General features: G+C 68.8%; 25 protein-coding genes. 9 read left to right on the forward strand and 16 right to left on the reverse strand.

The window, feature by feature from the left end; genetic code table 11:
• Nucleotides 1-20: 20 nt before the first annotated feature.
• The gene (locus AMK34_RS15400; protein WP_038521555.1) at nt 21-731 is read left to right on the forward strand and encodes a DedA family protein; all 711 of its coding nucleotides are present in this window, start codon (nt 21-23) and stop codon (nt 729-731) included.
• Nucleotides 732-863: 132 nt separating this feature from the next.
• On the opposite strand, the gene AMK34_RS15405 is transcribed toward AMK34_RS15400, so the two are convergent.
• The gene (locus AMK34_RS15405; RefSeq protein WP_038524810.1) at nt 864-2,252 is read right to left on the reverse strand and encodes an FAD-binding oxidoreductase; all 1,389 of its coding nucleotides are present in this window, start codon (nt 2,250-2,252) and stop codon (nt 864-866) included.
• 19 nt (nt 2,253-2,271) lie between these two features.
• A complete protein-coding gene (locus AMK34_RS15410) occupies nt 2,272-3,756 on the reverse strand; it encodes an MFS transporter (RefSeq protein WP_073845811.1) in 1,485 nt (494 codons plus the stop codon).
• An 88-nt stretch (nt 3,757-3,844) separates the two neighbouring features.
• On the opposite strand from AMK34_RS15410, the gene AMK34_RS15415 reads away from it, so the two are divergent.
• The gene (locus AMK34_RS15415; protein ID WP_038521561.1) at nt 3,845-4,372 is read left to right on the forward strand and encodes a TetR/AcrR family transcriptional regulator; all 528 of its coding nucleotides are present in this window, start codon (nt 3,845-3,847) and stop codon (nt 4,370-4,372) included.
• A 70-nt stretch (nt 4,373-4,442) separates the two neighbouring features.
• Here AMK34_RS15415 and AMK34_RS15420 read toward each other — a convergent pair whose 3' ends face one another.
• On the reverse strand, nt 4,443-4,865 hold the full coding sequence (locus AMK34_RS15420) for a PPOX class F420-dependent oxidoreductase (protein ID WP_073845812.1): 423 nt from the start codon (nt 4,863-4,865) through the stop codon (nt 4,443-4,445).
• 192 nt (nt 4,866-5,057) lie between these two features.
• Between AMK34_RS15420 and AMK34_RS15425 the strand changes: the two genes are divergently transcribed.
• The 3 genes from AMK34_RS15425 (at nt 5,058) to AMK34_RS15435 (ending at nt 8,850) form a co-directional block, all read left to right on the forward strand.
• Nucleotides 5,058-5,576, forward strand: a complete 519-nt coding sequence (locus AMK34_RS15425; RefSeq protein ID WP_037336196.1) for a MarR family winged helix-turn-helix transcriptional regulator — start codon at nt 5,058-5,060, stop codon at nt 5,574-5,576.
• 4 nt (nt 5,577-5,580) lie between these two features.
• Nucleotides 5,581-7,842: an MFS transporter gene (locus tag AMK34_RS15430; RefSeq protein WP_073845813.1), complete on the forward strand. Its 2,262-nt coding sequence runs from the start codon at nt 5,581-5,583 to the stop codon at nt 7,840-7,842.
• 339 nt (nt 7,843-8,181) lie between these two features.
• A complete protein-coding gene (locus AMK34_RS15435; protein ID WP_038521569.1) occupies nt 8,182-8,850 on the forward strand; it encodes a DedA family protein in 669 nt (222 codons plus the stop codon).
• Here the strand turns inward: AMK34_RS15435 and AMK34_RS15440 are convergent.
• The 7 genes from AMK34_RS15440 to AMK34_RS15470 form a co-directional block, all read right to left on the reverse strand.
• Complete coding sequence (locus tag AMK34_RS15440) at nt 8,847-9,260, reverse strand: VOC family protein (protein ID WP_005160702.1); 414 nt, start codon at nt 9,258-9,260, stop codon at nt 8,847-8,849. The two genes, AMK34_RS15435 and AMK34_RS15440, sit on opposite strands and share 4 nt — an antisense overlap.
• 185 nt (nt 9,261-9,445) lie before the next feature.
• Nucleotides 9,446-10,192, reverse strand: a complete 747-nt coding sequence (locus AMK34_RS15445) for an SDR family oxidoreductase (protein ID WP_073845814.1) — start codon at nt 10,190-10,192, stop codon at nt 9,446-9,448.
• Between the two features lie 7 nt (nt 10,193-10,199).
• Complete coding sequence (locus AMK34_RS15450; RefSeq protein WP_038521576.1) at nt 10,200-10,847, reverse strand: nucleoside/nucleotide kinase family protein; 648 nt, start codon at nt 10,845-10,847, stop codon at nt 10,200-10,202.
• Nucleotides 10,844-11,713, reverse strand: a complete 870-nt coding sequence (locus tag AMK34_RS15455; protein WP_083649913.1) for a PfkB family carbohydrate kinase — start codon at nt 11,711-11,713, stop codon at nt 10,844-10,846. Before AMK34_RS15455 ends, AMK34_RS15450 begins: the two co-directional genes overlap by 4 nt.
• Nucleotides 11,714-11,718: 5 nt before the next feature.
• Nucleotides 11,719-12,525 carry an ATP-binding cassette domain-containing protein gene (locus AMK34_RS15460; protein ID WP_038521581.1) on the reverse strand — a complete coding sequence of 269 codons (807 nt, stop codon included), beginning with the start codon at nt 12,523-12,525 and terminating at the stop codon, nt 11,719-11,721.
• Nucleotides 12,522-13,511, reverse strand: coding sequence for an ABC transporter permease (locus AMK34_RS15465; RefSeq protein ID WP_037334541.1), 990 nt, complete (start codon nt 13,509-13,511; stop codon nt 12,522-12,524). Before AMK34_RS15465 ends, AMK34_RS15460 begins: the two co-directional genes overlap by 4 nt.
• Entirely contained in the window at nt 13,508-14,524 is a 1,017-nt protein-coding gene (locus tag AMK34_RS15470; RefSeq protein WP_038521584.1) for a substrate-binding domain-containing protein, read from the reverse strand. Before AMK34_RS15470 ends, AMK34_RS15465 begins: the two co-directional genes overlap by 4 nt.
• A 114-nt stretch (nt 14,525-14,638) precedes the next feature.
• Here AMK34_RS15470 and AMK34_RS15475 point away from each other — a divergent pair, with 114 nt between their 5' ends.
• From AMK34_RS15475 to AMK34_RS15485, 3 genes are all read left to right on the forward strand, one after another.
• A complete protein-coding gene (locus tag AMK34_RS15475; RefSeq protein ID WP_037334537.1) occupies nt 14,639-15,673 on the forward strand; it encodes a LacI family DNA-binding transcriptional regulator in 1,035 nt (344 codons plus the stop codon).
• Between the two features lie 88 nt (nt 15,674-15,761).
• Nucleotides 15,762-16,631: a LacI family DNA-binding transcriptional regulator gene (locus tag AMK34_RS15480; protein WP_038521587.1), complete on the forward strand. Its 870-nt coding sequence runs from the start codon at nt 15,762-15,764 to the stop codon at nt 16,629-16,631.
• A gap of 46 nt (nt 16,632-16,677) precedes the next feature.
• Nucleotides 16,678-17,211: a GNAT family N-acetyltransferase gene (locus AMK34_RS15485; protein WP_038521590.1), complete on the forward strand. Its 534-nt coding sequence runs from the start codon at nt 16,678-16,680 to the stop codon at nt 17,209-17,211.
• Between the two features lie 15 nt (nt 17,212-17,226).
• Here AMK34_RS15485 and AMK34_RS15490 read toward each other — a convergent pair whose 3' ends face one another.
• On the reverse strand, nt 17,227-18,243 hold the full coding sequence (locus AMK34_RS15490) for a glycoside hydrolase family 76 protein (protein WP_073845816.1): 1,017 nt from the start codon (nt 18,241-18,243) through the stop codon (nt 17,227-17,229).
• Nucleotides 18,244-18,316: 73 nt separating this feature from the next.
• On the opposite strand from AMK34_RS15490, the gene AMK34_RS15495 reads away from it, so the two are divergent.
• Nucleotides 18,317-20,452: a molybdopterin oxidoreductase family protein gene (locus tag AMK34_RS15495; protein ID WP_073845817.1), complete on the forward strand. Its 2,136-nt coding sequence runs from the start codon at nt 18,317-18,319 to the stop codon at nt 20,450-20,452.
• A 70-nt stretch (nt 20,453-20,522) separates the two neighbouring features.
• On the opposite strand, the gene AMK34_RS15500 is transcribed toward AMK34_RS15495, so the two are convergent.
• The 5 genes from AMK34_RS15500 to AMK34_RS15520 all read right to left on the reverse strand — a co-directional run bounded on the left by AMK34_RS15500 (nt 20,523) and on the right by AMK34_RS15520 (nt 25,772).
• Nucleotides 20,523-21,176 (reverse strand): TrmH family RNA methyltransferase, encoded by a 654-nt coding sequence (locus AMK34_RS15500; RefSeq protein ID WP_073845818.1) that lies wholly within the window; start codon nt 21,174-21,176, stop codon nt 20,523-20,525.
• Between the two features lie 181 nt (nt 21,177-21,357).
• Complete coding sequence (locus AMK34_RS15505) at nt 21,358-21,750, reverse strand: DUF2784 domain-containing protein (RefSeq protein ID WP_073845819.1); 393 nt, start codon at nt 21,748-21,750, stop codon at nt 21,358-21,360.
• Between the two features lie 119 nt (nt 21,751-21,869).
• Complete coding sequence (pyrE, locus tag AMK34_RS15510; protein ID WP_007032460.1) at nt 21,870-22,433, reverse strand: orotate phosphoribosyltransferase; 564 nt, start codon at nt 22,431-22,433, stop codon at nt 21,870-21,872.
• Between the two features lie 46 nt (nt 22,434-22,479).
• Nucleotides 22,480-25,014, reverse strand: a complete 2,535-nt coding sequence (locus AMK34_RS15515) for an FtsX-like permease family protein (RefSeq protein WP_073846304.1) — start codon at nt 25,012-25,014, stop codon at nt 22,480-22,482.
• Nucleotides 25,014-25,772, reverse strand: coding sequence for an ABC transporter ATP-binding protein (locus tag AMK34_RS15520; protein ID WP_073845820.1), 759 nt, complete (start codon nt 25,770-25,772; stop codon nt 25,014-25,016). The genes AMK34_RS15515 and AMK34_RS15520 overlap by 1 nt, the downstream gene beginning before the upstream one ends.
• Nucleotides 25,773-25,815 lie beyond the last annotated feature (43 nt).

The raw sequence follows: 25,815 nt of genomic DNA on the forward strand, positions 1-25,815 counted from the left end.
TCACCCTGTACCGTTTTGGTGTGATCCTGGCGCAGAACAACGTGACGACGATGGGCCTCCTGCCGGAGTGGCTGGACCCGCAGCACCTGCTGAGCGGGCTGACCGTCCCGGTCATCACCGTGCTCTGCCTGATCATCTTCATCGAGAGCAGCATCTTCCCGGTGCTGCCCGGTGACTCGCTCCTGTTCACCGCGGGCCTGTTCATCGCGAACGGTTCGATCGAGGCGCCGCTGTGGCTGGTGTGCGTCCTGGTCACCGTCGCCGCGCTGCTCGGCAACGCGGTCGGGTACGGCCTCGGCTGGAAGGTCGGCCCCTGGCTGTTCCGCAAGCCGGATTCGAAGTTCTTCAACCAGAAGTACGTGGACCAGACCCATGCCTTCCTGGAGAAGCACGGGCCGAAGGCGGTCGTGCTGGCGCGGTTCGTGCCGTTCGTGCGGACATTCATCACCTGGATCGCCGGCATCGGCAAGATGGACCCGAAGAAGTACTTCACCTACACCGTCATCGGCGGCATCCTGTGGGCCGCCGGGATCACCGCGCTCGGCCACCTGCTCGGCGGTGTCGCGTTCATCCGCGACAACGTCGACGCGATCTTCATCCTGATCGTGCTGGTTTCGGTGGTGCCGATCGTGATCGAGTACCTGAAGGCGCGCCGCGAGAAGAAGCACGAAGCCGCCGCCCCGGCCGCGGACATGGACGCGACGCAGCAGATCCCGCGCGTCCGCGACTGACCCGCTTCTCCCCGCTCTCGTGCCATGAAAGGTCCTTTCCTTGCAAATTTTGCAAGGAAAGGACCTTTCATGGCGTTCAGGAGCGTTTCGGGCGGGAGGCCTCCCGGGTGATCCGGACCCCGCACTCCCGCGTCAGAGGGAGAACATCGAGCCCGGGTTGAAGAGGTTCCCCGGGTCCAGCGCCCGCTTGATCTGCCGGTGCACCTGGATCCCGACCTCGCCGATCTCCTTGGCCAGCCACTCGCGTTTGATGCGGCCGATGCCGTGCTCGCCGGTGACCGTCCCGCCCAGCGACAGGGCCACGTCGAGGATCGCGTCGAAGGCGACCCGCGCGCGGGCGAACTCCTCCTCGGAATCGTGTGCGTAGACGATCGTCGGGTGCATGTTCCCGTCACCGGCGTGGCCGACGACGGCGATCCGCAACCCCACCTCTTCGCTGATCCTCTCGCAGCCGGCGATCAGTTCGGCGATCCGCGTGCGCGGCACGCAGACGTCGTCGGTCAGCCAGACGCCGTACATCTCCAGCGCGGTGAGCACGACCCGCCGCGCCTGCAGCAGCATCTTGCCCTCTTCGAGATCCTCGGTGGCGTAGGCCAGATCCGCGCCGCAGTCGACACAGATCTGTTCCAGCACCGCGAGTTCCTTCCGCGCGACCTCGCCGCCGGAGTCGGATTGCGCCAGCAGCAAGGCTTTGCAGTCCGAACTCGTGCCGAGGTCGGTCTTGAGGTACGCCTCGGCGGCCTTGATGGACGTCGCGTCCATGATCTCCATCAGCGACGGCACCAGACCTTCGCGCACGACCCGCGCGACGGCCTCGCCCGCGGCCTCCGTGCTGTTGAAGGCGGCGACGAGCGTGGAAGGCAACTGCGGCAACGGTTTCAGCGCGACGGTCGCCTGCGTGATCACGCCGAGAGTGCCCTCACTGCCGACGAAGAGCCGCGCGAGGTCGTACCCCGCGACGCCCTTCACCGTGCGGCGCCCGGTCTTCAGCACCGAGCCGTCGGCGAGCACGACTTCCAGTCCCAGCACGGAATCCGTGGTGACGCCGTACTTCACGCAGCAGAGTCCACCGGCGTTGGTGGACAGGTTCCCGCCGATGGTGCACCAGTCGTAGCTGGACGGGTCCGGCGGATAGAACAGGCCGTGCTTCTCCACCGCGTTGCGGAAATCGAGGTTCACCACGCCGGGCTGCACGACGGCGAGCCGGTTGCCTTCGTCGATCTCGACGATCTGGTCGAGCTTCGTCAGCACCAGCACGACACAGCCGTCGATCGCGTTCGCGGCGCCGGACAGACCACTGCCGGCGCCGCGGGGCACGATCGGCACCTCGAACTCCGCGCAGGCCTTGACCACGGCCTGCACACCTTCCACGTCGGACGGCAGGACCACCGCGAGCGGCTTGCCGCTGGCGGCCAGCGGCATCATGTCGCGCGAGTAGGCGTCCGTGACATCGGTGTCGGTGAGCACCGCGGCGTCGCCGAGCTGCTCGCGGAGGCGGGTGACCAGGGCATGGTTGTTCATGCCCTCATGGTAAGCCGGATCAGCTCCGCACTGCGGAATTTTTTTTCCGATCTAGCAGAACAAAGGCCTGAACACCTGTATAGACGAGCACGGCCACGCCCGCCCATGCGGTGACGTGCATGCCCTGGGTGAAGGCCTCGCGAGCCGATTCCAGGAGCGCCTGTCCCGCGGCGGGGTCGAGTTGCTGCGCGGTCGCCACCGCGCCGCCCAGCGTGTCCCGAGCCGACTCGGCCGTGCCCTCCGGCAGGCCGGACCGGTAGACCGCCGTCGCGACACTGCCGAGAATGGCCGTACCGAGCGCGCCACCCAGCTCGAACCCGGTTTCGGAGATCGCCGAAGCGGCGCCCGCCCGTTCGGCCGGAGCGGCCGAGATGACCAGGTCGTTCGTCAGCGTCTCCGACAAGGCGACACCACCCCCGAGCAGCGTGAACGCCACGACGACGTACGCGAGCCCGCCGCCGGACGACACCTGGGTCAAGGCGAGGAAGCCGACCGCCGCGACCAAGAGACCGCCACTGACCAGCAAGGACACCCGGATCCGCTTCGCGAGCCAAGCCGCGAGGAGCGCACCGGCGATACCGGCGACCGTCGCCGGCAGCATCCACAGCGCGGCGACGACCGGGCTCAGCCCGAGCACCAGCTGCAGGTACTGCGGCACCAGGAACAGCAGGCCGACCATGGCGAACACGCCGAGCATGTTCGTCACGACGGAGCCACTGAAGGCCCGGTTCGAGAACAGCTTCAGGTCGAGCATCGGCTCGTCGAGGCTGTTCTGCCTGCGGACGAACACGACGCCGAGTCCGAGCCCGATCAGGACGCTGACGGCGGCCTTCACCGTGAAGCCGTGTTCGGCGACCAGCTTGATGCCATAGACCACCGGCAGCATCGCGGCCAGCGACAGCAGCGCCGACAGCGGGTCGAACCGGCCCGGCTTCGGGTCGCGCGCCTCCGGCAGCACGAACGGTCCGACGATCAGCAGCACCAGCATCACCGGGACGTTGATGAGGAACACCGAGCCCCACCAGAAGTGCTCCAGCAGCCAGCCGCCGAGCACCGGCCCGAGCGCCATCCCGCCGGAGAACCCGGCGCTCCACACCGCGATCGCGATCCGGCGCTGTTTGGCGTCGACGAAGATGCTGCGGATCAGCGACAGCGTCGACGGCATCAGCGTCGCGCCACCGACGCCGAGCAGCGCCCTGGCGATGATCAGCATGAACGCGCTGGTAGAGAAGGCCGCGAGCACCGACGCGGCACCGAACGCCGCGGCACCCATGAGCAGCAGCTTGCGACGGCCGATGCGGTCGCCGAGCGTGCCCATCAGGACCAGCAGGCCCGCCAGCATGAACGAGTAGATGTCGACGATCCACAACTGCTCCGCACCGGTGGGCGCCAGATCCTCGGACAGGAACGGCAGCGCGAACCCGAGCACCGTCATGTCCACGCTGATCAGCAGCACCGGAAGCACCAGTACCGCCAACGCCCACCACTGCTTGCGCCCCGCCATGGCGCACTCTCCTTAAGCTAAACCGTCTGGACGGTACAGTTACCGCCTCGTTCGAAGGTAAACCGTCCAGACGGTATAGTCAACTGATATGGCGAAGCCCACCGCGAAGGAACGCATCCTCGACTCGTACGAGGAGATCCTCATCGAGCAAGGCCCCGGCGGGGTCACCCTCGACGCCGTCGCCGCGCACGCCGGGGTGTCGAAGGGCGGCCTGCTCTACCACTTCGGCTCCAAGGAAGCGCTGGTCGACGGCCTGATGGAACGTCTCGCCACGCTGTCGGAAGCGGATCTCGAAGAGGCGCGGAAGGCGCCCGAAGGCGTCGTCTCCTGGTATCTGCGGACCGCGATCACCGATGTCACGCAGCAGAAAGCGCTGCATCGCACGACCATGGCGACGATCCGGATCATGCTCAACGAACCCCGGGTGTCCGAGGTCGTGCAGGTCTACAACCAGAAGGTCCACGACCTGATCAGCGAGCACGTCGACGACCCGCTGACCGCCGAACTGGTCATCCTGGTGGGCGACGGCCTCTATCTGCGGGCCGCGCTCGGCCGGGACGACGCGAGCCCCCTCCTCGACCGGCTCGACGAGATCAAGGCCCGCATCGCCCGCTGATGCATTTAGTCCTCTGGATGCGGTCCTTGCGCGTGCAACTACCGCATCCAGAGGACTGAATGCGGGGCACCTACATCTGGATCCCGTAGACGCGCTCGATCGGGATGGTCAGCAGCACCCGCTGGTCGGCGACCATGGCGTCGCGGAACTCGTCCCAGTCCGGATGCTCGCCCCGCGCTCGCCGGTAGTGGTCCACGAGCGCGTCGACGGTCGCGTCGTCACGCGAAGCGGCGGTCGGCGTGAGCACAGCCGGCCCCTCGACGACGACGTAGCCGTCGCCACTCTCGGTCGAAACGTGGAACGTCGCCCGCGGATCGCGCTGGAGGTTCTTGGTCTTGGCTCGCGGCGCGGTGATCGAGATCAGGATCGCGCCCGCGTCCGCGTCGTAGAGGTAGTTGACGGTAGACAGCTGCGGCCGCCCATCACGCTTGATGGTGGCGAGGGTGCCGAAGTTTCGTCGGGCGAGGATCGCGTAGAGCGCGGAGTCGGTCATGACTCCATCAAAGCAAAAGTGCAGCTCAGGGCGAATCGGACAAACATGCGCGAATAAATGTGCTTGCATGCGGCAACTAAAGTGTCATCCGACACACAACATCGCTTTCTCCTTGCGAACCTCCTTTGAGAGGAACATCCTTGCTCTAGACAACTAGTTGCAGTGACCAAGCAACCGGCGAGAGAGACCACCATGACACCCACGACACCCGGCACCAGGTCGAAGTCCGACCTCGATCTGGCCGACACCCTCGGGCATGAGCTCGTGCGGCTCGTGCGCCTGGTCAACCGGGCCAAGTCCCAGGTGTCCAAGCAGGGACCGGACGGCATCGAGCGGGCCGCGTACGCGATCCTCTTCTGCCTCATCCACGTCGGCCCCCAGCGGACCAGCAAACTCGCCGAGTTCCTGCACTCCGAGATCTCGACCATCAGCAGGCAGTCGAGTTCCCTCGTCCAGCACGGACTGGTCGAACGCCTGGCCGACCCCGAAGACGGCCGTGCCTGCCTGCTCGCACCGACCGCCGAAGGGCTCCGGGTGTTCGAGGAGAACCGCAAGCAGCGGAACCAGTGGCTCGCCGAGGTGCTCGGCGACTGGTCCGACGACGACCGGAAGACCCTCAACTCGCTGTTCCACCGGCTGAACGACGACCTCGAAAAAACATCTCCACAGTTCGCCGACCCCGCGTCGGCGTCGAAGGCCAAGGGGGCCTGAAGCAATGAGTTCCACCGTAGAAAGTCCGCCAGCCATCCACGAAGATGGTCCCCGGCTCAGTCACCGTCAGATCGTCACGATCCTGATCGGCCTGATGTCGGGCATGTTCCTCGCCGCGCTCGACCAGACGATCGTGGGTACCTCGATCGTCCGGATCGCCAATGATCTCAACGGTTTCGACCTGCAGGCCTGGATCACCACGGCCTACCTGATCACCTCGACGATCGTCACGCCGATCTACGGCAAGCTGTCCGACATCTACGGGCGCAAGCCGTTCTACATCGCGGCGATCTCGATCTTCCTGGTCGGCTCGATCGCTTCGGCGTTCGCGACGTCGATGTACGAACTGGCCGCGTTCCGCGCGATCCAGGGCCTCGGCGCCGGCGGTCTGATGTCGCTGGCGATGACGATCATGGGCGACATCGTGCCGCCGCGGGAACGCGCCCGCTACCAGGGTTACTTCCTCGCCGTGTTCGGTATCTCCACCGTGCTCGGCCCGGTGCTCGGCGGTTTCTTCGCCGACTTCGACAAGCTCGGCAGCGTCTTCGGCTACGACATCGCAGGCTGGCGCTGGGTGTTCCTGATCAACGTGCCGATCGCGATCGTCGCGCTGTTCGTGGTGGCCCGCGTGCTCAACGTGCCGCACCAGCGCCACGATCACAAGATCGACTGGTGGGGCGGGCTCGCGCTCGTCGTCGCCGTGGTGCCGTTCCTGATCGTCGCCGAGCAGGGCAACAAGTGGGGCTGGGGCTCGCAGAACGCGATCATCTGCTACATCATCGGCGGTATCGGCGTGATCGCCTTCGTCTTCATCGAGAAGCTGATGAAGGACGCGGCGCTGATCCCGTTGCGGCTGTTCAAGAACTCGACCTTCACGGTCGCGATCGTCGGCGGCATCATCGTCGGTGTCGCGATGTTCGGCGCGATCATGATGATCCCGCAGTACATGCAGGTGGTTCAGGAGTTCTCGCCGACCGAATCGGGTCTGCTGATGATCCCGCTGATGGCGGGCATCATGAGCGGTTCGATCATCTCGGGCCAGATCACCAGCAAGACCGGGCGCTACAAGGTGTTCCCGGTGGTCGGCACGCTGCTGATCGCGGCGGGCGCGTTCTTCTTCGCGCAGGTCGAGTACAACAGCGCGCTGTGGCACCCGCTGGTCGCGGCCGCGATCATCGGTCTCGGCCTCGGTGCCTGCATGCAGACGCTGATCATCGCGGTGCAGAACGCGGGCCCGCGCAGCGACATGGGCGTCTCGACCGCGTCGGCGACGTTCTTCCGGCAGATCGGTGGTACCGCGGGTGTCGCGGTGTTCCTGACGATCCTGTTCAACGTCCTGCCGGGCAACATCACCAAGGCGTTCGGCGGCAACCCGCCGAGCGGCCCCGGCGCGGCGGCGCTGGGCGACATCCAGTCGAACACGAGCGGTATCGCGAGCCTGCCCGAGGCCATCAAGACCCCGGTGCTGATCGGCTTCACCGAGTCGATCACCACGGTGTTCTACGTGGCGGGTGCGGTCGCGCTGCTGGCGACGCTGGTGCTGATGTTCATGAAGGAGATCCCGCTGCTCGGCGGCTCGGCTCCTTCGGCGGCCTCGGCTCTCGAAGGCGGCGAAGCACTCCTCGAAGAGGAAGACGTGCCTGTCGAGACGGCTTCCGAGAAGACCGTCGTGACCGCGCCGGTCGAGCCCGGCAAGCACGCCATGACCAACGGGAACGGCGCCTACCGGGCGGGATCCGCGCAGATCAGCGGGCATGTCCGCCGGGACGACGCCACGAACGTCGCGGGTGCGGCGCTGACCCTGATCGACCACAACGGCAATCAGGTGGCCAGGACGCACACCAACGAGAACGGCGTCTACTCGTTCGCCGGCATCGTGGGCGGGCGGTACACGATCGTCGCCAGCGGCCGCTGGTTCCGGCCGGTCGCGGCGACGCTGACCGCCACCGGCTCCGGGATGCTGCGTCACGACGTCGAACTGGTCAGCACGATCCTGCTGAGCGGGGTCGCCCGCACCGACGGCGACCGGGTGGTGCCGGACGCGCGGATCACCGTGCTCGACTCCTCGGGCGGCGTCGCCGCCGTGGCGAGGACCGACGCGGAGGGCAACTACACGGTCAGCGACCTGCCCGCCGGGACCTACACGGTGATCGCCAGCGGCTACCCGCCGGCGACCAGCCGGGTGGAACTGCTGGGCGGTGACCAGGCCGAACACGACGTCCGGCTGAGCTACGACCAGGCGCTGGACGAGCTCGTCGAGCACTAGTCACCAACGCAATGAAAGGTCCTTTCCTCGCAAATTTTGCGAGGAAAGGACCTTTCATTGCATCGGGGGTTTCCCGTGCTTGAAAGGACGACACGGGTGATCCGACGGACGACACGCGTGACGGGATGGACGACACGCGTGCGTCGAGGGGTCCCGCCGTGTGTCGTCCGGCTGGACACGCGTGTCGTCCGCCCGATCACGTGTGTCGTCCGTTCAAGCACGCGAACCCGCCCGACGGGGAGGTCACGACCACCGTGCGGAGCGGGTCACAGGGCTCAGGACACCCCGATTCCACCGTTCGGTGAAGTGCGGTTCGCCGAGTACACGTAGGCTCGCGTCGTGAGTGAGGTGTACACCGAGGCCGCAGGCATCGGGGTGAGCTGGCTCGACACCGCCGGGCCGGTGCTCGTCTGGGTGATCGTGCTGAGCTTCATCTTCGTGGAGTGCGCGCTGATCATCGGGCTGTTCCTGCCCGGCGACTCCCTGCTGTTCGCGGCCGGAGTCGTCCTCGCGCAGCACGGCTCCGACCTGAACGCGTGGCTGCTCTCGGCCGCCGCGCTGCTCGTCGCGATCCTCGGCAACCAGGTGGGGTATTACATCGGCCGGGGCACGGGCACGAAACTGATCGCCCGCCGCGGCGGCAAGGTGCTGAACCGGCACAACCTCGACCGCGCCAGGGCGTTCCTGGATCGCAAGGGTTTCTTCGCCATCGTCGCCGCGCGCTGGATCCCGTGGATCCGCACGCTGGCGCCGCTCATCGCGGGGACCGCGCGGATGGATCCGCGGCGTTTCGCCCTCGCGACCGCGCTCGGCGGGCTGCTCTGGGTGCCGACCTTGGTCCTGCTCGGCTACTACGGCGCCGGTCTGCTGGACCAGCTGCCGTGGGTCAAGACGGCGGCCTTGTGGATCAGCATCGCGTTCTTCGTGGTGGGTACGGCCTACGGCTTCATCCGCTACCGCCAGGAGATGCGGCGTCCCGCCGAAGAGCCGGAACAGAGCACCCCCTAGACCTCGGGATCCGCCCAGATCTCCAGCTGGATCCCATCGGGGTCGCGGAACACGATGACCGACGAGCCTTCCAAGGTCCGCGATCCCTTCGACGGCGAATAGACGACGCCGTATTCCGAGAGCCGCGCTTCCCATTCGGCCAGTTCCGACCGCGACGAGACCTTGAACGCCACGTGGTCCAGACCTGTCCGTCGTTCGTCGAACCGCGGCCGCTCGGTGTCCTGATGCTCGACGAGCACCACGGCGAAACCTTCGCTCGGCGACCTGAGCACGACCTTCCGCAGTCCCGTCTCCGGGTCCTCGCGACGCGTGAACTCCTCGAGCTCGAGCACACGGGCGTACCAGGGCACGCTCCGGTCCACATCGGTCACGGTGAGTGCCAGGTGGTGCACAGACATGAGCTTGGACATCGGGGATGACCGTCCTGATCAAGAAGCTTGGGGGCGCCACCAGGGTGACACAGGCGCCTCGGGCCACGAGGTGATCCGCCGACTTCCCACATGAATCGTGATATCCGCCGGGAAAGGGTGTTAAAAAGTGGCTGAACCGCACGCGGACCCGATATCGCCCCGTGACCGGTCCGTGGCCCCGGGTGTCAACGTCCTCCGCCGACGGTCAGCACCGTCCCGGTGGTGTACGACGCCGCCGGGGAAAGCAGCCACAGCACGGCTTCCGCGACTTCGCCGGGTTCACCCGCCCGTCCCATCGGGATGGTGGGGGCGATCCGGTCCATGCGGTCGGGCATCCCCGCCGCGGCGTGCAATCCGGTGTGGATCATGCCCGGCGCGACGGCGTTGACCCGGATGGACTCTTTCGCGACTTCTTGCGCGACGCCGTAGGTCATCGTTTCCACCGCCGCCTTGGTGCCCGCGTAATGGACCCACTCCCCGGGTGAACCGGTTTTCGCGGCGGTGGAGGACACCGTCACGATCGAGCCGCCCGCACCGCCGTACCGGGTGGACATCCGGCGGATGCCCTCGCGGACGCACAGGAAGACTCCCGTGACGTTGACGTCGACCACGCGGCGGACGACGTCGACCTCGTACTCGTCGAAGCGGCCCGGGGTGTTGCCGGTGATGGCCGCGTTCGCGACCACCCCGGCGAGCGGGCCGAGTGCGACGGCGGCGTCGAACAGGGCCACCACGTCGTCTTCGGACGCGACGTCACCGCGCTGGGTGATCGCCTGGACGCCGTGCTTCCGGACGCGCGAAGCGACGTCTTCGGCCGCTTCGGCGTCGCCCGCGTAGTTGACGACGACGTCGTATCCGCGCGCGGCGGCCAGTTCGCAGACCGCCGCGCCGATGCCCTTGCTTCCGCCGGTGACGACGAGAACCCCAGTCATGACCGGATCATATGGCGAAGTTGACCAGCGGCAGGTTCTCGAGGACCAGGTCGGCCCGGTCGCTGGTGGACGCGATCAGATCGGCGTTGCGCTGGTCGGAACCGAGCGCGCGGCGACGCGCTTCGACCAGCGAACGGCCGTAGCGGCGGTGCCGCGAGACGAGCCGCTCGATGCGCTCGGGTTCGTCCGGCGCGAGGAACCACGACTCGGCGAGGATCGGCTTCACGCCACTCCACGGGTCGTCCTGCATGAGCAGGTAGTTGCCCTCGGTGATGACCAGCGGGACGTCCGGCGTGACCGCGACGGCGCCGGCGATCGGCTCCTCGATCTCCCGGCGGAACTCGGGCGCGTAGACCGTCTCGCGGCCTTCGGCGAGCCTGCGCAGCAGGTGCACGTACCCGGCGGCGTCGAAGGTGTCCGGCGCGCCCTTGCGCTCCACCCGCCCGAGCCGCTGCAGTTCGACCTGCGCCAGGTGGAACCCGTCCATCCCGACCACGGCCGCCCGCGTGCCCAGCGCCTTCGCCAGGCCCCAGGCCAGTGTCGTCTTGCCGGACGCGGGGGCGCCGACGATGCCGAGCACACTGCGCTGTCCCGGCTTCGCCAGCGTCTGAGCCCTGCTCAACAGGTCCTCGAACACCGGAGGCATGGCACTCATGGCTGTCCTTCTCCCATCTTCGCGACCGCGGCCGTCCACGACCTCGGTCCTTCATGCCGCACCCGTTCGGCGGCCACCTCGTTGGCGAACCCGATCCAGCCCGGGACATCCCCTGTGCCCCTGGCGACCGCGTACGCGAAAGCCCCGTGCCAGACGTCGCCCGCGCCCAGCGTGTCACGCGCCCGCGCGACGGGAACGGGAACTGCACCGGATCCGTCCGTCGTCGACCAGCGGACCGGTTCGGGCCCGGCGGTCGTGACGACCACCGGCACGCCGTGCTCACGCGGATCGTCCCCGCGGTACAGCGACGAGCACGCGGCGACGTCGACCAGCGGGAGGAGTTCGGGGAAGACCGGCTTCCAGCTCCCGGCGTCGAGCACCACCGGCACTTTCCGATCCTTCGCCCAGCGCCCGACCGCCAGCGCGACCTCCGGATGGTGCCCGTCCAGGAGCACACACCCCGGCATTTCGTCCTCTGAATGCGGTAGTTGCGCGTGCAAGGACCGCATCGAGAGGACGAAACGCGAGGAAGCGTGGGCGTTGCGCGAGACGACGGTGCGTTCCCCGTCGGAATCGCGGACGACGATGGCGCTGATCGCGGGCGGATCCGGGCGTTCGGGATCGAGGTCGACCAGGTCGACGCCGTACGCCTCGAGGTCGGCGCGGGCGAGTGCCGCCAGCGGATGCGCACCGGCGACCGTCAGCAACGTCGCCCCGGCGCCGAGCGCGGCCACGGTCACCGCCGCGTTCGTCGCCGGCCCCCCGGCGGCGACGTCCATCGACAGCGAACGCACCTTCTCGCCCGGCGCCGGGATCTCGGCGACGCGCTGGATCTGGTCGACGGTGCACAGGCCCGCCAGCAGCACCTTCACTACAGGCCCGTGTGGACGGCTGAAGCGACCTCTTCGACCTCGCCGTTCTCACCGATCTTCAGCGCACCCGTGAGCAGGCCGACGACCTGGTTCATGGTGTGCGTCTTCGGTGAGACCACCGCGACCCGCTTTCCGAGGCGGTGCACGTGGATACGGTCGGCGATGTCGAACACGTGCGGCATGTTGTGGCTGATCAGCACCACCGGCAGGCCGCGTTCGCGGATGCGGTTGATCAGGTCGAGCACCTTGCCCGATTCGGCGACACCGAGCGCGGCGGTGGGTTCGTCCATGATCACCGCCTTGGTGCCGAAGGCCGCCGCCCGCGCGACCGCGACACCCTGGCGCTGCCCGCCGGACAACGTCTCCACCGGCTGCGTGATGGATTTGATGTTGATGCCGAGCTCGTCCAGGATCCGCTGCGCGTCGGCCCGCATGGCGGCGCTATCCAGTTTGCGAAACACTCTCCCGAACAGGTCCGTGCGCCGCTTTTCCCGGCCGAGGAACATGTTCGACGCGATGTCGAGCGCGGGGGCGACGGCGAGATCCTGATACACCGTCTCGATCCCGTAGTGCCGAGCGTCCAAAGGGGACTTGAAGTGGACGGTCCGACCGTCCACTTTGATCTCTCCGGCGTCCGGGATCACCGCGCCCGAAAGGGCTTTGATGAGGCTCGACTTCCCGGCGCCGTTGTCGCCGACGACGGCGAGCACCTCACCGGGGAACAGCTCGAAGTCGGCGCCGTCGATGGCGGTGACCCGGCCGTAGCGTTTGACCAGTCCCTGAGCGGACAACGTGGGCGTCGTCATGACTGCTGCCTCCTCGCGAACCGGTCGACGCAGACCGCGCCGATGAGCAGGGCGCCGGTGGCGACGTCCTGGTAGAGCGCGTCCACCCCGAGCTGGGTCAGCCCGGACCGCAGGACCGCGACGACCAGCGCGCCCATCATCGTGCCGAGTACCGAACCCCGGCCGCCGAACAGGCTCGCGCCGCCGAGCACCACCGCGGTGATGGAGTCGAGGTTGCCGAGCTGGAAGGCGTTCGGGTCGGCGTTCGGCACGCGGCCGAGCGCCTGCCAGGCGGCGATCCCGACGATCACCCCGGCGACGATGTACACCGACAGGATCGTCCGGTTGACCTTGATCCCGGACAGCCGCGCGGATTCCGGCGCGTTGCCGACCGCGTAGACGTGCTTGCCCCACGGCGTCCGCGTGAGCGCGTACCAAAGTCCCAGGTACATCAGCAAAGCGAGCGTCATGCCGTAGGTGATCGGGATGCCGCCGAAGAGGTACCGGCGGGTGCCGAGCCATTTGAGCAGTTCGTCGGCGACCGGGACGGCCTGCCCGCTCGCGAACAGCTTCGCGGCCGCGGTGAGCACGGTCAGCAGGCCGAGCGTGACGATGAACGGCGGCAGTTTGATCCGGGTGACCAGCGAACCGGTGACCATCCCGATCACCACCGTCGCCACGATTCCCAGCAGCAGCGCCCAGATCCCGGAGACGCCGCCGACCACGAGCTTCGCCATGATCAGCGTCGCGAGCACCATCGCGGCCGCGTTGGCCAGGTCGATCCCCGCGGTCAGGATGATCAGCGTCTGCCCGAGCGCGAGCGTGCCGACCACCAGGGACTGTTGCACCACAAGGGAAAGGTTGTCGAGGTCGAGGAAGGTGTCCGTCGACAGCGAGAACACCACGATCGCGACGAGCAGGGCCAGCGCGGGCCCGACCGCGGGCGCGCGCAGGAAGAACTCGCCGATGGACGGGCGTTCGTTGCCTTTGAGGGTTGCGGTAGTCACTTCGTCCCCCAGCAGTTCTCGAGGCCCCACTTGGTGTCCTGGCTTTCCACGCCGGGGATCGGCTTGTCCGTGATCACCGCGGAACCGGTGTTGACGAACCCGCTCGGCTTCTTCCCGGTCTTGGCGTATTCGACGGCGGCGAGGACGCCCTGCTCGGCCATCTTCTTGGGGAACTGCATGACCGTCGCGGCGTACTGGCCGTCTCGCACGTTCTTGACGCCTTCGCAGCCGCCGTCGATCGAGCCCATCACGATCTGGTTCACCAGGCCGCGGGCCTGGAGCGCGGCGTAGGTGCCGCGGCCCATCGGCTCGTTCATCGTGTAGACCGCGTTGATGTCGGTGGTGCGCTGCAGCAGGTTCTCGACGCCCTGCTGCGCGAGGCTCTGGTCGCCGTTCGCGGGGGTCTTGCCCTTGATCTCCGGCGACGCGTCCGTGAGCCCGATGCCCTTGAGGAACCCGGTGTGCCGCTGGGTGTCCACTGTGGACCCGGCGGTGCCGTCCACCATGAACAGCTTCGGCGGCTTGCCGTTCAGGGCGGCCTTGACGTACGCGCCCTGCTGGCGTCCGGCTTCGAAGTTGTCCGTGGCGAAGGTGGCGTCGACGGCGGTGTCCGGTTCGGTCGCCGTGTCGAGCGCGATGACCAGCACCCCGGCCTTGCGGGCGCGGTCGATGGCGTCGAGGACGCCGGTCGAGGAACTCGGCGTGATCAGGATGGTGTTCGCACCCTGCTGCATGAGGTTCTCGATGGCCCGGACCTGACCGTCGTTGTCGCCGTCGAACTGGCCGGCGAGCGCGCTGAACTCCGCGCCGTTGGCCTCGGCGGCGGCCTTGGCGGCCGCTCTCAGCTCCACGAAGTAGGGATTGGTGTCGGTCTTGGTGACCAGGCCGACCTTGGCCTTGCCACCGCCGCCTGCGTTCGAGCCGCCACCCCAGTGGCGTTCGACGGTGCACCCGGCCGTGGTCACCGTCAAGGCGGCGGCCAGGGCGAGCGCGGCGAGACTGCGCTGTCTCATGGGGGATGCCCTCCGATTCAAGGCTGTCCGTGATGGACCGGAAGGTAGACAGGGTTATGCTCAGTCGCAAGCGTTTGCGCAAACGCTTGCCAGCTGACTTCACGAGGATTGGTAATGCCGCCGTCTCGCTCGTCCCGTCCCACCCAACGCGACATCGCCGAGCTGGCGGGAGTCTCGATCACCACCGTTTCCCACGTGGTCAACGGGACGAGGGCGGTGGCCGAGGACACCAAACTGGCGGTGCTGCGCGCGATCGAGCAGACGGGCTACACCGGCGACGCCATCGCCCGCTCGCTGGTGACCGGCGGGACGCGGTCGATCGGCGTCGCGATCTCCCTGATCGCGAACCCGTACTTCGCCGTGCTGATCCAGGCGATCGAACGCGAGGCCGCGCTCGCCGGGTACACGGTCTTGCTCGCGGACACGCACGACACCGTCGACACCGAGCGTGAGACCGTGCGGACGCTGCGTTCGCGCCGGGTCGACGGGCTGCTGATCACGCCGTCGCCGGGCGACGGTTCGGTGATCGGCGAGCTCGTCTCGCTCGACGTCCCCACCGTGCTCATCGACCGGCTCTCCACGCGCACCGACGTCGACCAGGTCGGCGCGGAGAACATCCAATCGACGTCGGCGCTGACGGCGCATCTGGCGTCGCTCGGGCATCAGCGGATCGGCATGATCAGCGGCACGGCCGGGCTGAGCACCAGCGAGGAGCGGATCCTCGGCTATCGGCTGGGGCTCGGGCGCTCGGGTTTGACCTGGTCGGAGGACCTGGTCGCGTGCGGGCAGTCTTCGCAGGCCGGTGGCGCGCTCGCGCTGAGCACACTGCTCGCGCTCCCGGAGCCGCCGACGGCGCTCGTGGTCGCCAACGACACCATGATGGTCGGCGTGCTGCACGAGCTGCGGCGCCGCGGCCTGCGCGCGGGTGTCGACCTGCCGGTGGTGGTCTACGACGACGTCGAGTGGGCCGATCTGGTCGACCCGCCGCTGACCACGATGGCCCAGCCGATCGAGGAGATAGGCACACAGGCGGTGCGTCTGTTGCTCGCCCGCATCAACGATCCCGCACGCAAGGCCCAGACGATGCGGATTCCGCCTACGCTCCGCCATCGTGCGTCCTGCGGATGCGCCCTCGTTCACTCACATTGATGATTGTTGGGAGACTTTCCGGTCTCGCCGCCGAGTGACGCTCCGTCAGCCGTTACCGTCATTCAAGCTCGGATGAAGGCGTGGAGCGATGACCGCATTGTCCCCGGCGTTACCCCTGTGGGAGGACACCCCTGTCACCCACCGGTTCGGGGTGGCCATGGCGATGCACGCGAACCCGTATTCGGGTGAACTCGTTCGCGCCATCCGCCGCGCCGCGCGCCGTCACGGCTGCGAGATCACCCTCGCCGACACCGGGGACAGCGTCGCCGAAGAAGCCGCGGTCATCCGCGCGCTGCGGGCGGACCGCGTCGACGGTGTCCTGCTCGTCCCGGCGGCCGGCGACGAAGCGGTGATCAACGGGCTGGTCCGGATGGGTGTGCCGACCGTGCTCGTCGACCGGATGGCCGGACGCAACGACGTCGACCAGGTCGGTTCCGAGAACATCCAGGCCGTGTGCGCGCTCGTGCGGCACCTGGCGGGGCTGCGGCACCGCAAGATCGGCTTCATCTCCGGCGAAGAGGACGTGACCACCTACGAGGAGCGGGCTCTGGGCTACCGGCTCGGCCTCGGCCGCTCCGGCCTGCGGTGGACGTCGCAGCTGGTCGCGTGCGGGCGGTCGACCCCCGGCGGCGCGGCCGCCGCGACCGCGAAACTGCTCGACAGCTGGCCGTCGCCGACCGCGCTCGTGGTGGCGAGCGAGGCGATGATGATCGGCGTCCAGTACGAGGCGCACCGGCTCGGCATCCGGATCGGGCGCGACCTCGCGATCGTCGGCTACGGCGACATGGAGTGGGCCGGGCAGGTGACCCCGGCGGTCACCACGATGGCGCAGCCGATCGAGGAGATCGGGCGCAAGGCCGTCGAACTCCTGCTGGCCCGGATCACCGACCCTGAGCGACGACCCGAATCCGTACGGCTCGCGCCGCGGTTCATCCACCGGCAGTCGTGCGGCTGCTGATCACAAGTCGCTGGTGAGAAGCCCGCCGCCGGGTGATGATGGCGGAATGACCGACCTGTGGACCGTGCACACCGCCGACCTCGAAGCAGGCGTGCTGACGTCGGCACGCGCTCTGCTGGACGACGCTTTCGACGGCGATTTCAGTGACCACGACTGGGAAAACGCCCTCGGCGGCATGCACACGCTCGTCTGGGAGGCCGGCGAGCTGATCGGGCACGCGTCGTTGGTCCAGCGGCGGCTCGTGCACGACGGACGGGTCCTCCGCACGGGTTATATCGAGGCGGTCGCCGTCCGGTCGGATCACCGGCGGCGTGGGCACGGCGCCGCGATGATGGACGCGCTGGAGCGGGTCCTGCGGAAGGCGTACGACCTCGGGGCGCTTTCGGCGTCCGACGAGGCGCTGGAGTTCTACGCGTCGCGGGGCTGGCTGCTGTGGCGCGGGACTTCGTCGGCCATGACGCCTACGGGCATCGAGGCGACGAAGGAGGAGGACGGGTCGATCCATGTGCTGCCGGTGGGGGTCACGCTGGATCTGGACGGGGAGATCACCTGCGACTGGCGTTCCGGCGACGTCTGGTGACCCGCATTCAGAGGACTAAATGCGGTGTTCCAGGGTGGCCGCGGCTTCGAGCAGCATCCACGCGCTCACCTGGACGGACAGGTCGCGTTCGGGAGCGTCGGCGGCGAGGGGTAGCGAAGGCGCCGGAGTCGCCCAGTCGGCGCTGAAGAGCGGCCCGTGCGGCGTCTCGGTGGCACCCGACCAGCACGCGTCAGCCGACCGGATGACCAGGTCGCGCGCCACCCCGCTCGGCAGCAGCGGCGCCGCGAGCGCCAAGTATCGGGCGAGGATCCCGCCGAACAGGCCGCCGTCGCCGCCTTCCTGCCCGCGGATCACGCCGTTCGGCGCGACGTGTTCCGCGACCGCGTGGATCGTGTGCTCCACTCTGTCCATTTCGGACAGTTCAAGGCAGGCGCCGAGGTACACACCTTGGCAGTAGGTGAAAATATGCTTCACCAGTTCGTTACTGCCGACGCGTAGACCGTCCCACACCAGTCCGGTTTCCGGGTCGACGAGCCGTTCGGTCATCCAGTCGGTCAACCCGCGAGCGTGCTGCATGGAGCCTTCGCGAGCGTGGAAGATCGCGGCCGGGCCGTTCGCGGGCGCGTTCTTGAAGTCGTCGCCGACGCGCCACCAGATCCCGCCGCCCGCGTCGTCGGTCCAGCCTTCGCGCAGCCGCGAACTGATCGCCTCCAGCCCACCGCGGACGTCCAGCCCGAGATGCCCCACGCGTTGCAGCGCGAGGCCGAGCCAGGCGATGTCGTCGTAGTAGTCGTTGATCCACTTGCCGAAGTTGCGCAGCCGCACGGACACCACGAACCGGTCGATCAGCTTCAGCCGATCCGGCGACGGATCCCGCAACTGGGCGTCGACGAGGGTCTCCAGCAGATGCGCCTGCCACCAGTAGTTCCAGTGCCAATGGACGCGCTGCCCCGTCGAGGGCGGCCAGCCGCTGCAGCCCAGCACGGTCCCCGGCAGCCCCCACACGCGGCGCAGATGCCGGTCGCGGATCGCGCGCTCGGCGGTCGCGGCCCGGTCGGCGAGAGCAGTCATCGGGCCATCATCCCTTGCCCGCTGACATACCGCTCAGTATGTTGGGATGATTCCCGGACCCGCGAGGTGCTTCATGACCACGGCGCACGTGACCTGCCCGCTTTGCGAAGCCACCTGCGGTCTGGAGGTGACGATCGACGAGAAGAGCCTGGTGACCCGGGTTCGGGGCGACAGCGAGGACGTCTTTTCGAAGGGCTACATCTGCCCGAAGGGCGCTTCGCTCGGCGCGCTGCACCATGACCCGGACAGGCTCACCGCGCCGCTGGTCAAACGGGACGGCGAGTTCGTCGAGGTCACCTGGGACGAAGCGTTCGCCGAGATCGACCGGCGGCTCCGGCCGATCATCGACGAACACGGCCGGAACGCCGTCGCGGTCTACGCCGGCAACCCGACGGTGCACAACTCGGCGCTGGTGCTCTACGGCCGCGTGTTCTTCAAAGCCTTGGGCACCAGGAACTTCTACACCGCGACCACGGTCGACCAGATGCCGAAGCACTTCTCCTCCGGCTACCTGTTCGGCGACCCGCAGACCATCCCCGTCGCGGACCTCGACCGCACCGAGCACCTGCTGATCCTGGGCGCGAACCCGTTGGTGTCCAACGGAAGCCTGATGACCGCCCCGGACACCCGCGGAAAGCTGCGCGGGATCCAGAAACGCGGCGGCAAGATCGTCGTCCTCGATCCGCGCCGCACCCGGACCGCGCAGCTCGCCGACGAGCACCACGCGATCCGGCCAGGCACCGACGCCTTGTTCCTGTTCGCGCTGGTCAACGTCCTGTTCGCGGAGAACCGCGTCCGTCCCGGCGAACACGTCGACGGTGTCGACGAGGTCCGCGCGCTCGCGGAGCCGTTCACGCCGGAGGCGGTCGCGCCCGCGACCGGGATCGACGCCGCGGAGATCCGCCGCATCGCACTCGACCTCGCGGACGCCGAACGCGCCGCGGTGTACGGCCGGATGGGCACCACGACCCAGGCGTACGGCACCATCGCGAGCTGGCTGGTCGACGTCCTCAACACGCTGACCGGCAACCTCGACCGCGAAGGCGGCGTGATGTTCCCGCTGCCCGCCCTGTGGCGGCCGCGCCGGTCGTCGCCGTTCACCAGCGGCCGCTGGACGAGCCGGGTGCGCGGGTATCCCGAGGTGCTCGGCGAACTGCCGGTGGCCACGCTCGCGGACGAGATCGAGACGCCCGGCGAAGGCCAGGTGCGGGCGCTGGTGACCATCAGCGGCAACCCGGCGCTGAGCACGCCGAACTCCGCGCGGCTCTCGGAAGCGCTGCGGCAGCTGGATTTCATGGTCTCGCTCGACGTGTACCTCAACGAGACCACGCGGCACGCCGACGTCATCCTGCCCGGACCGTCGCCGCTGGAGCGGCCGCATTACGACGTCGCGCTGTACGCGCTCGCCGTGCGCAATGTCGCGAACTGGACGCCGCAGACGCTCGAGACGGACATGCCGCAGGAGTGGGTGACCTTGCTACGGCTGGCCGGGATCGCCGCCGGCCAGGGCCCGGACGTCGACGTCGCCGCCTTCGACACGATGGTCGCGGGCGAAACGGCGCGACGCACCGGCGTCGATCTCTCGCTGGCCGAAGGTCGCACGGGACCGGCACGGATGATCGATCTGATGCTGCGCGGCGGACCGTACGGACTGAGCCTGGCCGACCTCGAAGCCGCCCCGCACGGCATCGACCTCGGCGCGCTCAAGCCGCGGCTGCCCGAGGCGCTCGTCACCGCGAGCGGGAAGGTCGAATTGGCCCCGGAGGCGATCACGAAGGATGTGCCGCGGCTGCGCGCGGAGCTGGACAAGGCGCCCGACGGCGGGCTGCTGCTGATCGGGCGACGGCATCTGAGCTCGAACAACTCGTGGATGCACAACCTGACGCCGCTGGTGCGCGGTGGGAACCGGTGCACCGTCCAGGTGCATCCGGACGACGCGTCCCGGCTCGGGCTGACCGACGGCGGGCTCGCATCGGTGACTTCGCGGGCGGGCAAACTCGAAGCGCCGGTGGAGGTCACGGCCGACGTCCGGCCCGGCGTGGTGAGCATGCCGCACGGCTGGGGGCACGACCTCGACGGAACGCGGACGAAGGTCGCCGCGGCGCACGCCGGGGTCAACTCGAACCTGGTCGCCGACGAAACCCTGCTCGACGTGCCGTCCGGGAACGCCGTCCTGAACGGGATCCCGGTGGAGGTGGCCCCCGTCTAGCCCGCGTTTCGTCCTCTGAATGCGGTAGTTGCACGCGCAAGGACCGCATTCAGAGGACGAAATGCGGGGGTCACCAGGCTTGGGCGAGATCGGCGTGCTGCCGGACCCAGGCGTGCATGACGATCCCGGCGGCGACGCCGGCGTTGATCGAGCGGGTCGTGCCGAACTGCGCGATCGAAACGACCAGCGACGCCGTCTTCTGCGCCTCGGCCGACAACCCCGGCCCTTCCTGGCCGAACAGCAGGACACACTCGCGCGGCAGTTCGGCGGTCTCGACGGGCTGCGAACCGGGCGTGTTGTCGACGGCGACCACGGCGAGGCCTTCCGTCGCGGCGAAGGTCAGCAGGCCGTTGACGTCCTCGTGGTGGAGAAGGTGCTGGTAGCGGTCGGTCACCATGGCGCCGCGCCGGTTCCAGCGCCGCCGCCCGACGATGTGCACCGCCGCCGCGGCGAACGCGTTCGCCGTCCGGACCACGGTGCCGATGTTGTGGTCGTGCTGGAAGTTCTCGATCGCCACGTGGAACGGATGCCGACGACCGTCCACATCGGACACGATGGCCTCCCGCCGCCAGTAGCGGTACGGGTCGACGACGTTGCGGCGATCACCGTTGGCCAGGAGTTCCGGGTCGTAGCGCTCGTCCGCGGGCCACTCGCCCTCCCACGGACCGACGCCGACCTCTTCCCGCGCCACCCATTCGGTGGGCCCGGCTTCTTCCGAGTTCACCCGGTGATTGTCACCCAGTGGTCGCCATCGGAAGTCCTTCGGGGGTATTCGGCGGATCCAGGTTTCCGCTGGGTGCGCGGCCGCGAGGTCCTCGTACCGGGTCCGTACTCGGGCCTCGCGGCCGTGCGCCCAGCGGGAAGCTGGGCCGTCGAGACCCTCGGAGGACTTCCGATGGTGACCACTAACCCATGCTGACGCGGTGCGCCGGTGCGTCTCCGTCGTGGTGGCGGTGACGCCAGCGCTGATACGCGCCGACGTAGGAGATGATCACCGTCGCCATCGCGATCACGACGACGACCGGCAGCGACGAACGCGGGAACACGGTGTCGTAGAGGTAGTAGGCGTTGAAGCCGCCGGGCAGGTCGCCGAGGCCCTGCTGGTGCCGGAAGTAGTTCTCGGCCGCGGTCAGCGGGCAGGGCCACGGGAAGACGTTGACGAGGACACCCCATGCGGCGAAGAACACATGCACGAAGATCACCTTCGGCCACCGCCACGCCAGGAAACCGCCGAATCCTATGAACAACAGTGCGAAAATGTGCACCGCGACTGTCACGTTCGCCAGGAAACCCGCCACCTCAAGCCCCCTTTCACACCCCTACCAGCGACGTTACCCCTCTCGTATTGAGAAACGCTCACGAAAAAAGGGGCATCCTCCGTTCGCACACGGAGGATGCCCCCTTCGGGACGCTTTACTCAGGACAGACCGAGATCGTCCTTGTTCAGGATGTAACGGTATTCGAGGCCCTCCTTCTCGATGGCCTCGCGCGCTCCGGTGTCCCGGTCGACGACCGTCGCGACACCGACCACGTTCGCTCCGGCCTCGCGCAGCGCCTCGACGGCGGTGAGGACGCTGCCGCCGGTGGTCGAGGTGTCCTCGACGGCCAGCACGCGCTGCCCCAGCACCTCGACGCCTTCGATCCGGCGCTGCATGCCGTGTTCCTTGACGGCCTTGCGGACGACGAACGCGTCGAGCACGACGCCGTCGGTCGCCGCGGAGTGCAGCATCGCCAGCGCCACCGGGTCCGCGCCGAGGGTCAGGCCGCCGGCGGCGACGTAGTCCCAGTCGTGCGTGAGCTGCCGGAGCAGCTTCCCGATGAGCGGCGCGGCCGCGTGATGCAGCGTCGCCCGCCGAAGGTCGATGTAGTAGTCGGCTTCCTTGCCAGAGGACAAGGTCACCTTGCCGTGCACGACGGCGAGTTCGCCGACCAGTCTCGCCAGTTCGAGTTTCGCCGCTTGATCCAACCCGGGGTACGCCACGGCCGAGAGTCTTACACACGGCCCGCCGGGTCCTTCGACGGTAGCTCTAGTCACTGCCGGCCGTCGCCGCGTCGACGGCCGGGCCGCGGGTGGCCGCCCAGGCCGGGATCAGGGTCGCCGCCAGCGCGAGGGCCGCGGCGAGCCCGATGATGGTCAGGTAGATCAGCGGCGAGCCCATCGGCAGCAGCGAATCGGCCGCCACCAGGCAGAACGGGACGATCGCACCCGCCGAGACGACGGTGCCGAGCACGATCCCGACCAGTGCGACGAGCCCGCCTTCGAAGCCGGCCATCCGCAGCACCTGTGCCCTCGTCGAGCCGGTGAGCCGCTGGAGGCCGAACTCGCGGCGCCGCCGCACGGTCGCCATCACGAGCGTGTTGGCGACCGAAATCACCGTGTAGGCGATGATCATCCCGACCAGCAGGTAGTTCACCCACGCGCCGACGGCCTGGTCCTTGTCGTGCGCCGCGACGAGCGCCGCCCGGTCGCCGACGGACACCGGCAGTCCGGCCGTCGCCTCGCGGAGCCGCTCGGTGAGCACCGCCGGATCGACCTCCGGGGCGGCGCGGACCAGCATCTGCGGGGCGAGCCCGGCGGTGGTGTGCGGGGCCAGGAGACCGGCCGGGAGCAGCAGGCTTTCGAAGCCGGGGCGCTGGCTGGTCACCGCGACGACCTTGACGTCGACGGGGGCGCCGTCGCCGAGCCGCAGGCTGAGCGTGTCGCCGAGGCCGCGGCCGTAGTCCTTCGCGAAGACCTCGGGGAGCGCGACGGTCAGGCCGGTCAGCGCCGTCAGATCGCCCTGGGTCACCCTGGTGTCGGTCGTGGCGGCCGCGCCGGAAGCGGTGAGGCCGATCGCCGGGCGCCCCTCGTCGGAGGAGTCGTACGGCTTCTCGAGGAACACGCTGCTGGTGACGTACTCGGAGGCACCGGCGACGCCCGGAACGGCCCGGATCCGCTGGACGAGGTCCGGGGACAGCCCGCCCGCGACGGAACCGATCACGGCGTCCGCCCGGACGTCTTCGGTGAAGGCCTGGTTCGCCAGCTCCTGCTGGGTGGTCTGCAGGTAGATGTTCGCGGTCGCGATGCCGACGGCGAGCATGATCGGGGTGACCGCGCCCGCCGCCCGGACGATTCCGGCGCGGGTGTTGAGCACGGCGAGCCGGGCGTCGATACCGCCGAGCAGGCGCATCGGCCACTGCAGGATCGCCGTCATCACCTTGGCGACGCCGGGCGTGATCATCGCGACGCCGATCGCCCACAGGATCACCGCGGGGCCGGCGGTGCTGGCCGCGATCGGTCCGGTCATCACCGCGACGGTCACGATGGCCAGCGCGGTGCCGCCGCCGAAGCAAAGGGCGGCGACGATGAACCGGGTCGGGGTCAGCCAGCGGCGGGTGACCGCGGCCTCGGCGAGCGCCTCGGTCGGCCGGATCTTCCCGGCGCGGCGGCCGGCGACGAAGGCGGCGATGAACACCGCGAGCATCGCGGCTCCCGCGCCGACGACGGCAGGCAGCCAGCCCTGGTAGAACCGCAGGACCGGGGGCACCACACCGTTCTCGACGAGCTGACCGAACAGCCACTCGCCGAGGATCGGTCCCAACAAGGCGGCGAGCGCGGTGGCGAGCAGGCCGACGGCCAGCGCTTCGCCGAGCACCATGCGCCGCAGCTGACGCGGGGTCGTGCCGATCGCCCGCATCAGCGCGAGTTCCCGCGAACGCTGCTGGGTGGACAGGCTCAGCGTGCTGGCGACGACGAACATCGCGACCATCACCGAAAGCCCGCCGGAGACCGCGGCGATGACGATCAGGTTGGTCCCGCTCGTATCGGCCTCGGGGAACTCCGCGACACCGCGGTCGATACCGGTCAGGACGTTCGCGCCGGACGCGGCCTCGGCGACCTTCGCCTGCACCGTTTCGACGTCGGCGCCGGGATCGGTGAAGACACCGATGACGTCGGCCTTGCCGGGGTGCCCGGAGAGCCGGGCGGCGTCGGCGGCGGAGAAGAACACGGCAGCCTGCGTGATCGAACGCGGCGCACCGGCCACTCCGGCGACGCGGAACGATTCGGTCTTGCCGCGCGCGGCGATCTGCACGACGTCACCGGGCTTCGCGCCCGACGAGGACTCGACGACGACCTCGCCCGCGACCGGCGCGGCACCCGCGACCAGCGCGTACGGGGTCAGGACGGCGGAGTCCCAAGCGTGGCCGAGCGCGGGTTTCCCGCCCGCCGCGAGCGGGAAGCTCACTTCGCCGACGACGTCCGAGACGCCGGGGACGGACCGCAGCCGGGAGACCAGGCCGTCGTCGAGCCGGACGCGTTCGGGAAGCCGCGCGTCCTCGAACTTGCGCTTGTCGTCGGGTTCGAGGGAGGCCGGGTCCTCCTTGGGCAGCTCGAAGGTCTGGCCGCCGGTGACGAGGATCGGAGCGGCCGCGAGCCGCTGCGGTTCCGCGTTGCCACGGATCCCCGTCTCCATCAGGCCGCCGCACGAGGCGACGATCAGCGCGCCGAAGAAGACGGCGATGAAGGTGCCGATGAAACCGCCCTTGCGCAGGCGCAAGGTCCGGAAGGCGAGTCGCAGCATCACGCCCCCGCCCTGACCGGGCTGCCCCAAGCACCCAGGTGGGTCATGCGTTCGGCGACGACGTCCGCGGTCGGCGCGTGCAGTTCGTCCGCGATCCTGCCGTCGGCCAGGAAGATGACGCGGTCCGCGTACGAGGCCGCCATCGGGTCGTGAGTCACCATGATCACCGTCTGACCGGTAGTGCGGACCGAACCGCGCAGCAGTTCGAGGACCTCGGCGGCGGTGCGGGTGTCGAGCGCCCCGGTCGGCTCGTCGGCGAAGACCACCGCGGGCCGGGTGACCAGCGCCCGCGCGATCGCCACGCGCTGTGCCTGCCCGCCGGACAGTTCGCCGGGAAGGTGCTTGCGGCGGCCGGAAAGCCCGACGCGGGCCAGCATCTCCTCGACGACGCGACGATCCGGCTTGGCACCGGCGAGCTGCTGCGGGAGCGTGACGTTCTGCTCGACGGTCAGCGCCGGAAGCAGGTTGAAGGCCTGGAAGATGAAGCCCACCCGGTCGCGGCGCAGCTTCGTCAGCTTCGTCTCGCTCATCCCGGCCAGCTCCTGCCCGTCGAGCACGACGGATCCGGACGTCGGCCGGTCCAGCCCGGCCGCGCAGTGCAGGAAGGTGCTCTTGCCCGAGCCCGAAGGCCCCATCACGGCGGTGAATCCGCCACGCGGGAACGCGAGCGTCACCCCGTCCAGCGCGACGACGCCCTTGCCGTATTCCTTGCGGACGCCGTCGAGCCGGACCGCGTCTCCGTTCCACCCAGGGTTCATGGTGAAAACCCTAGGAATCCCAGGTCGGAAGCACCCTGGGGCG

Source organism: Amycolatopsis sp. CB00013, from assembly GCF_001905755.1.
GTDB lineage: Bacteria > Actinomycetota > Actinomycetes > Mycobacteriales > Pseudonocardiaceae > Amycolatopsis > Amycolatopsis japonica.

Coding starts and splice junctions, on each gene's coding strand:
- AMK34_RS15405 (WP_038524810.1), bottom strand. CDS start 2,252: ATGAACAACCATGCCCTGGTCACCCGCCTCCGCGAGCAGCTCGGCGAC.
- AMK34_RS15410 (WP_073845811.1), bottom strand. CDS start 3,756: ATGGCGGGGCGCAAGCAGTGGTGGGCGTTGGCGGTACTGGTGCTTCCG.
- AMK34_RS15415 (WP_038521561.1), top strand. CDS start 3,845: ATGGCGAAGCCCACCGCGAAGGAACGCATCCTCGACTCGTACGAGGAG.
- AMK34_RS15420 (WP_073845812.1), bottom strand. CDS start 4,865: ATGACCGACTCCGCGCTCTACGCGATCCTCGCCCGACGAAACTTCGGC.
- AMK34_RS15425 (WP_037336196.1), top strand. CDS start 5,058: ATGACACCCACGACACCCGGCACCAGGTCGAAGTCCGACCTCGATCTG.
- AMK34_RS15430 (WP_073845813.1), top strand. CDS start 5,581: ATGAGTTCCACCGTAGAAAGTCCGCCAGCCATCCACGAAGATGGTCCC.
- AMK34_RS15440 (WP_005160702.1), bottom strand. CDS start 9,260: ATGTCCAAGCTCATGTCTGTGCACCACCTGGCACTCACCGTGACCGAT.
- AMK34_RS15445 (WP_073845814.1), bottom strand. CDS start 10,192: ATGACTGGGGTTCTCGTCGTCACCGGCGGAAGCAAGGGCATCGGCGCG.
- AMK34_RS15450 (WP_038521576.1), bottom strand. CDS start 10,847: ATGAGTGCCATGCCTCCGGTGTTCGAGGACCTGTTGAGCAGGGCTCAG.
- AMK34_RS15460 (WP_038521581.1), bottom strand. CDS start 12,525: ATGACGACGCCCACGTTGTCCGCTCAGGGACTGGTCAAACGCTACGGC.
- AMK34_RS15470 (WP_038521584.1), bottom strand. CDS start 14,524: ATGAGACAGCGCAGTCTCGCCGCGCTCGCCCTGGCCGCCGCCTTGACG.
- AMK34_RS15475 (WP_037334537.1), top strand. CDS start 14,639: ATGCCGCCGTCTCGCTCGTCCCGTCCCACCCAACGCGACATCGCCGAG.
- AMK34_RS15480 (WP_038521587.1), top strand. CDS start 15,762: ATGACCGCATTGTCCCCGGCGTTACCCCTGTGGGAGGACACCCCTGTC.
- AMK34_RS15485 (WP_038521590.1), top strand. CDS start 16,678: ATGACCGACCTGTGGACCGTGCACACCGCCGACCTCGAAGCAGGCGTG.
- AMK34_RS15490 (WP_073845816.1), bottom strand. CDS start 18,243: ATGACTGCTCTCGCCGACCGGGCCGCGACCGCCGAGCGCGCGATCCGC.
- AMK34_RS15495 (WP_073845817.1), top strand. CDS start 18,317: ATGACCACGGCGCACGTGACCTGCCCGCTTTGCGAAGCCACCTGCGGT.
- AMK34_RS15515 (WP_073846304.1), bottom strand. CDS start 25,014: ATGCTGCGACTCGCCTTCCGGACCTTGCGCCTGCGCAAGGGCGGTTTC.
- AMK34_RS15520 (WP_073845820.1), bottom strand. CDS start 25,772: ATGAACCCTGGGTGGAACGGAGACGCGGTCCGGCTCGACGGCGTCCGC.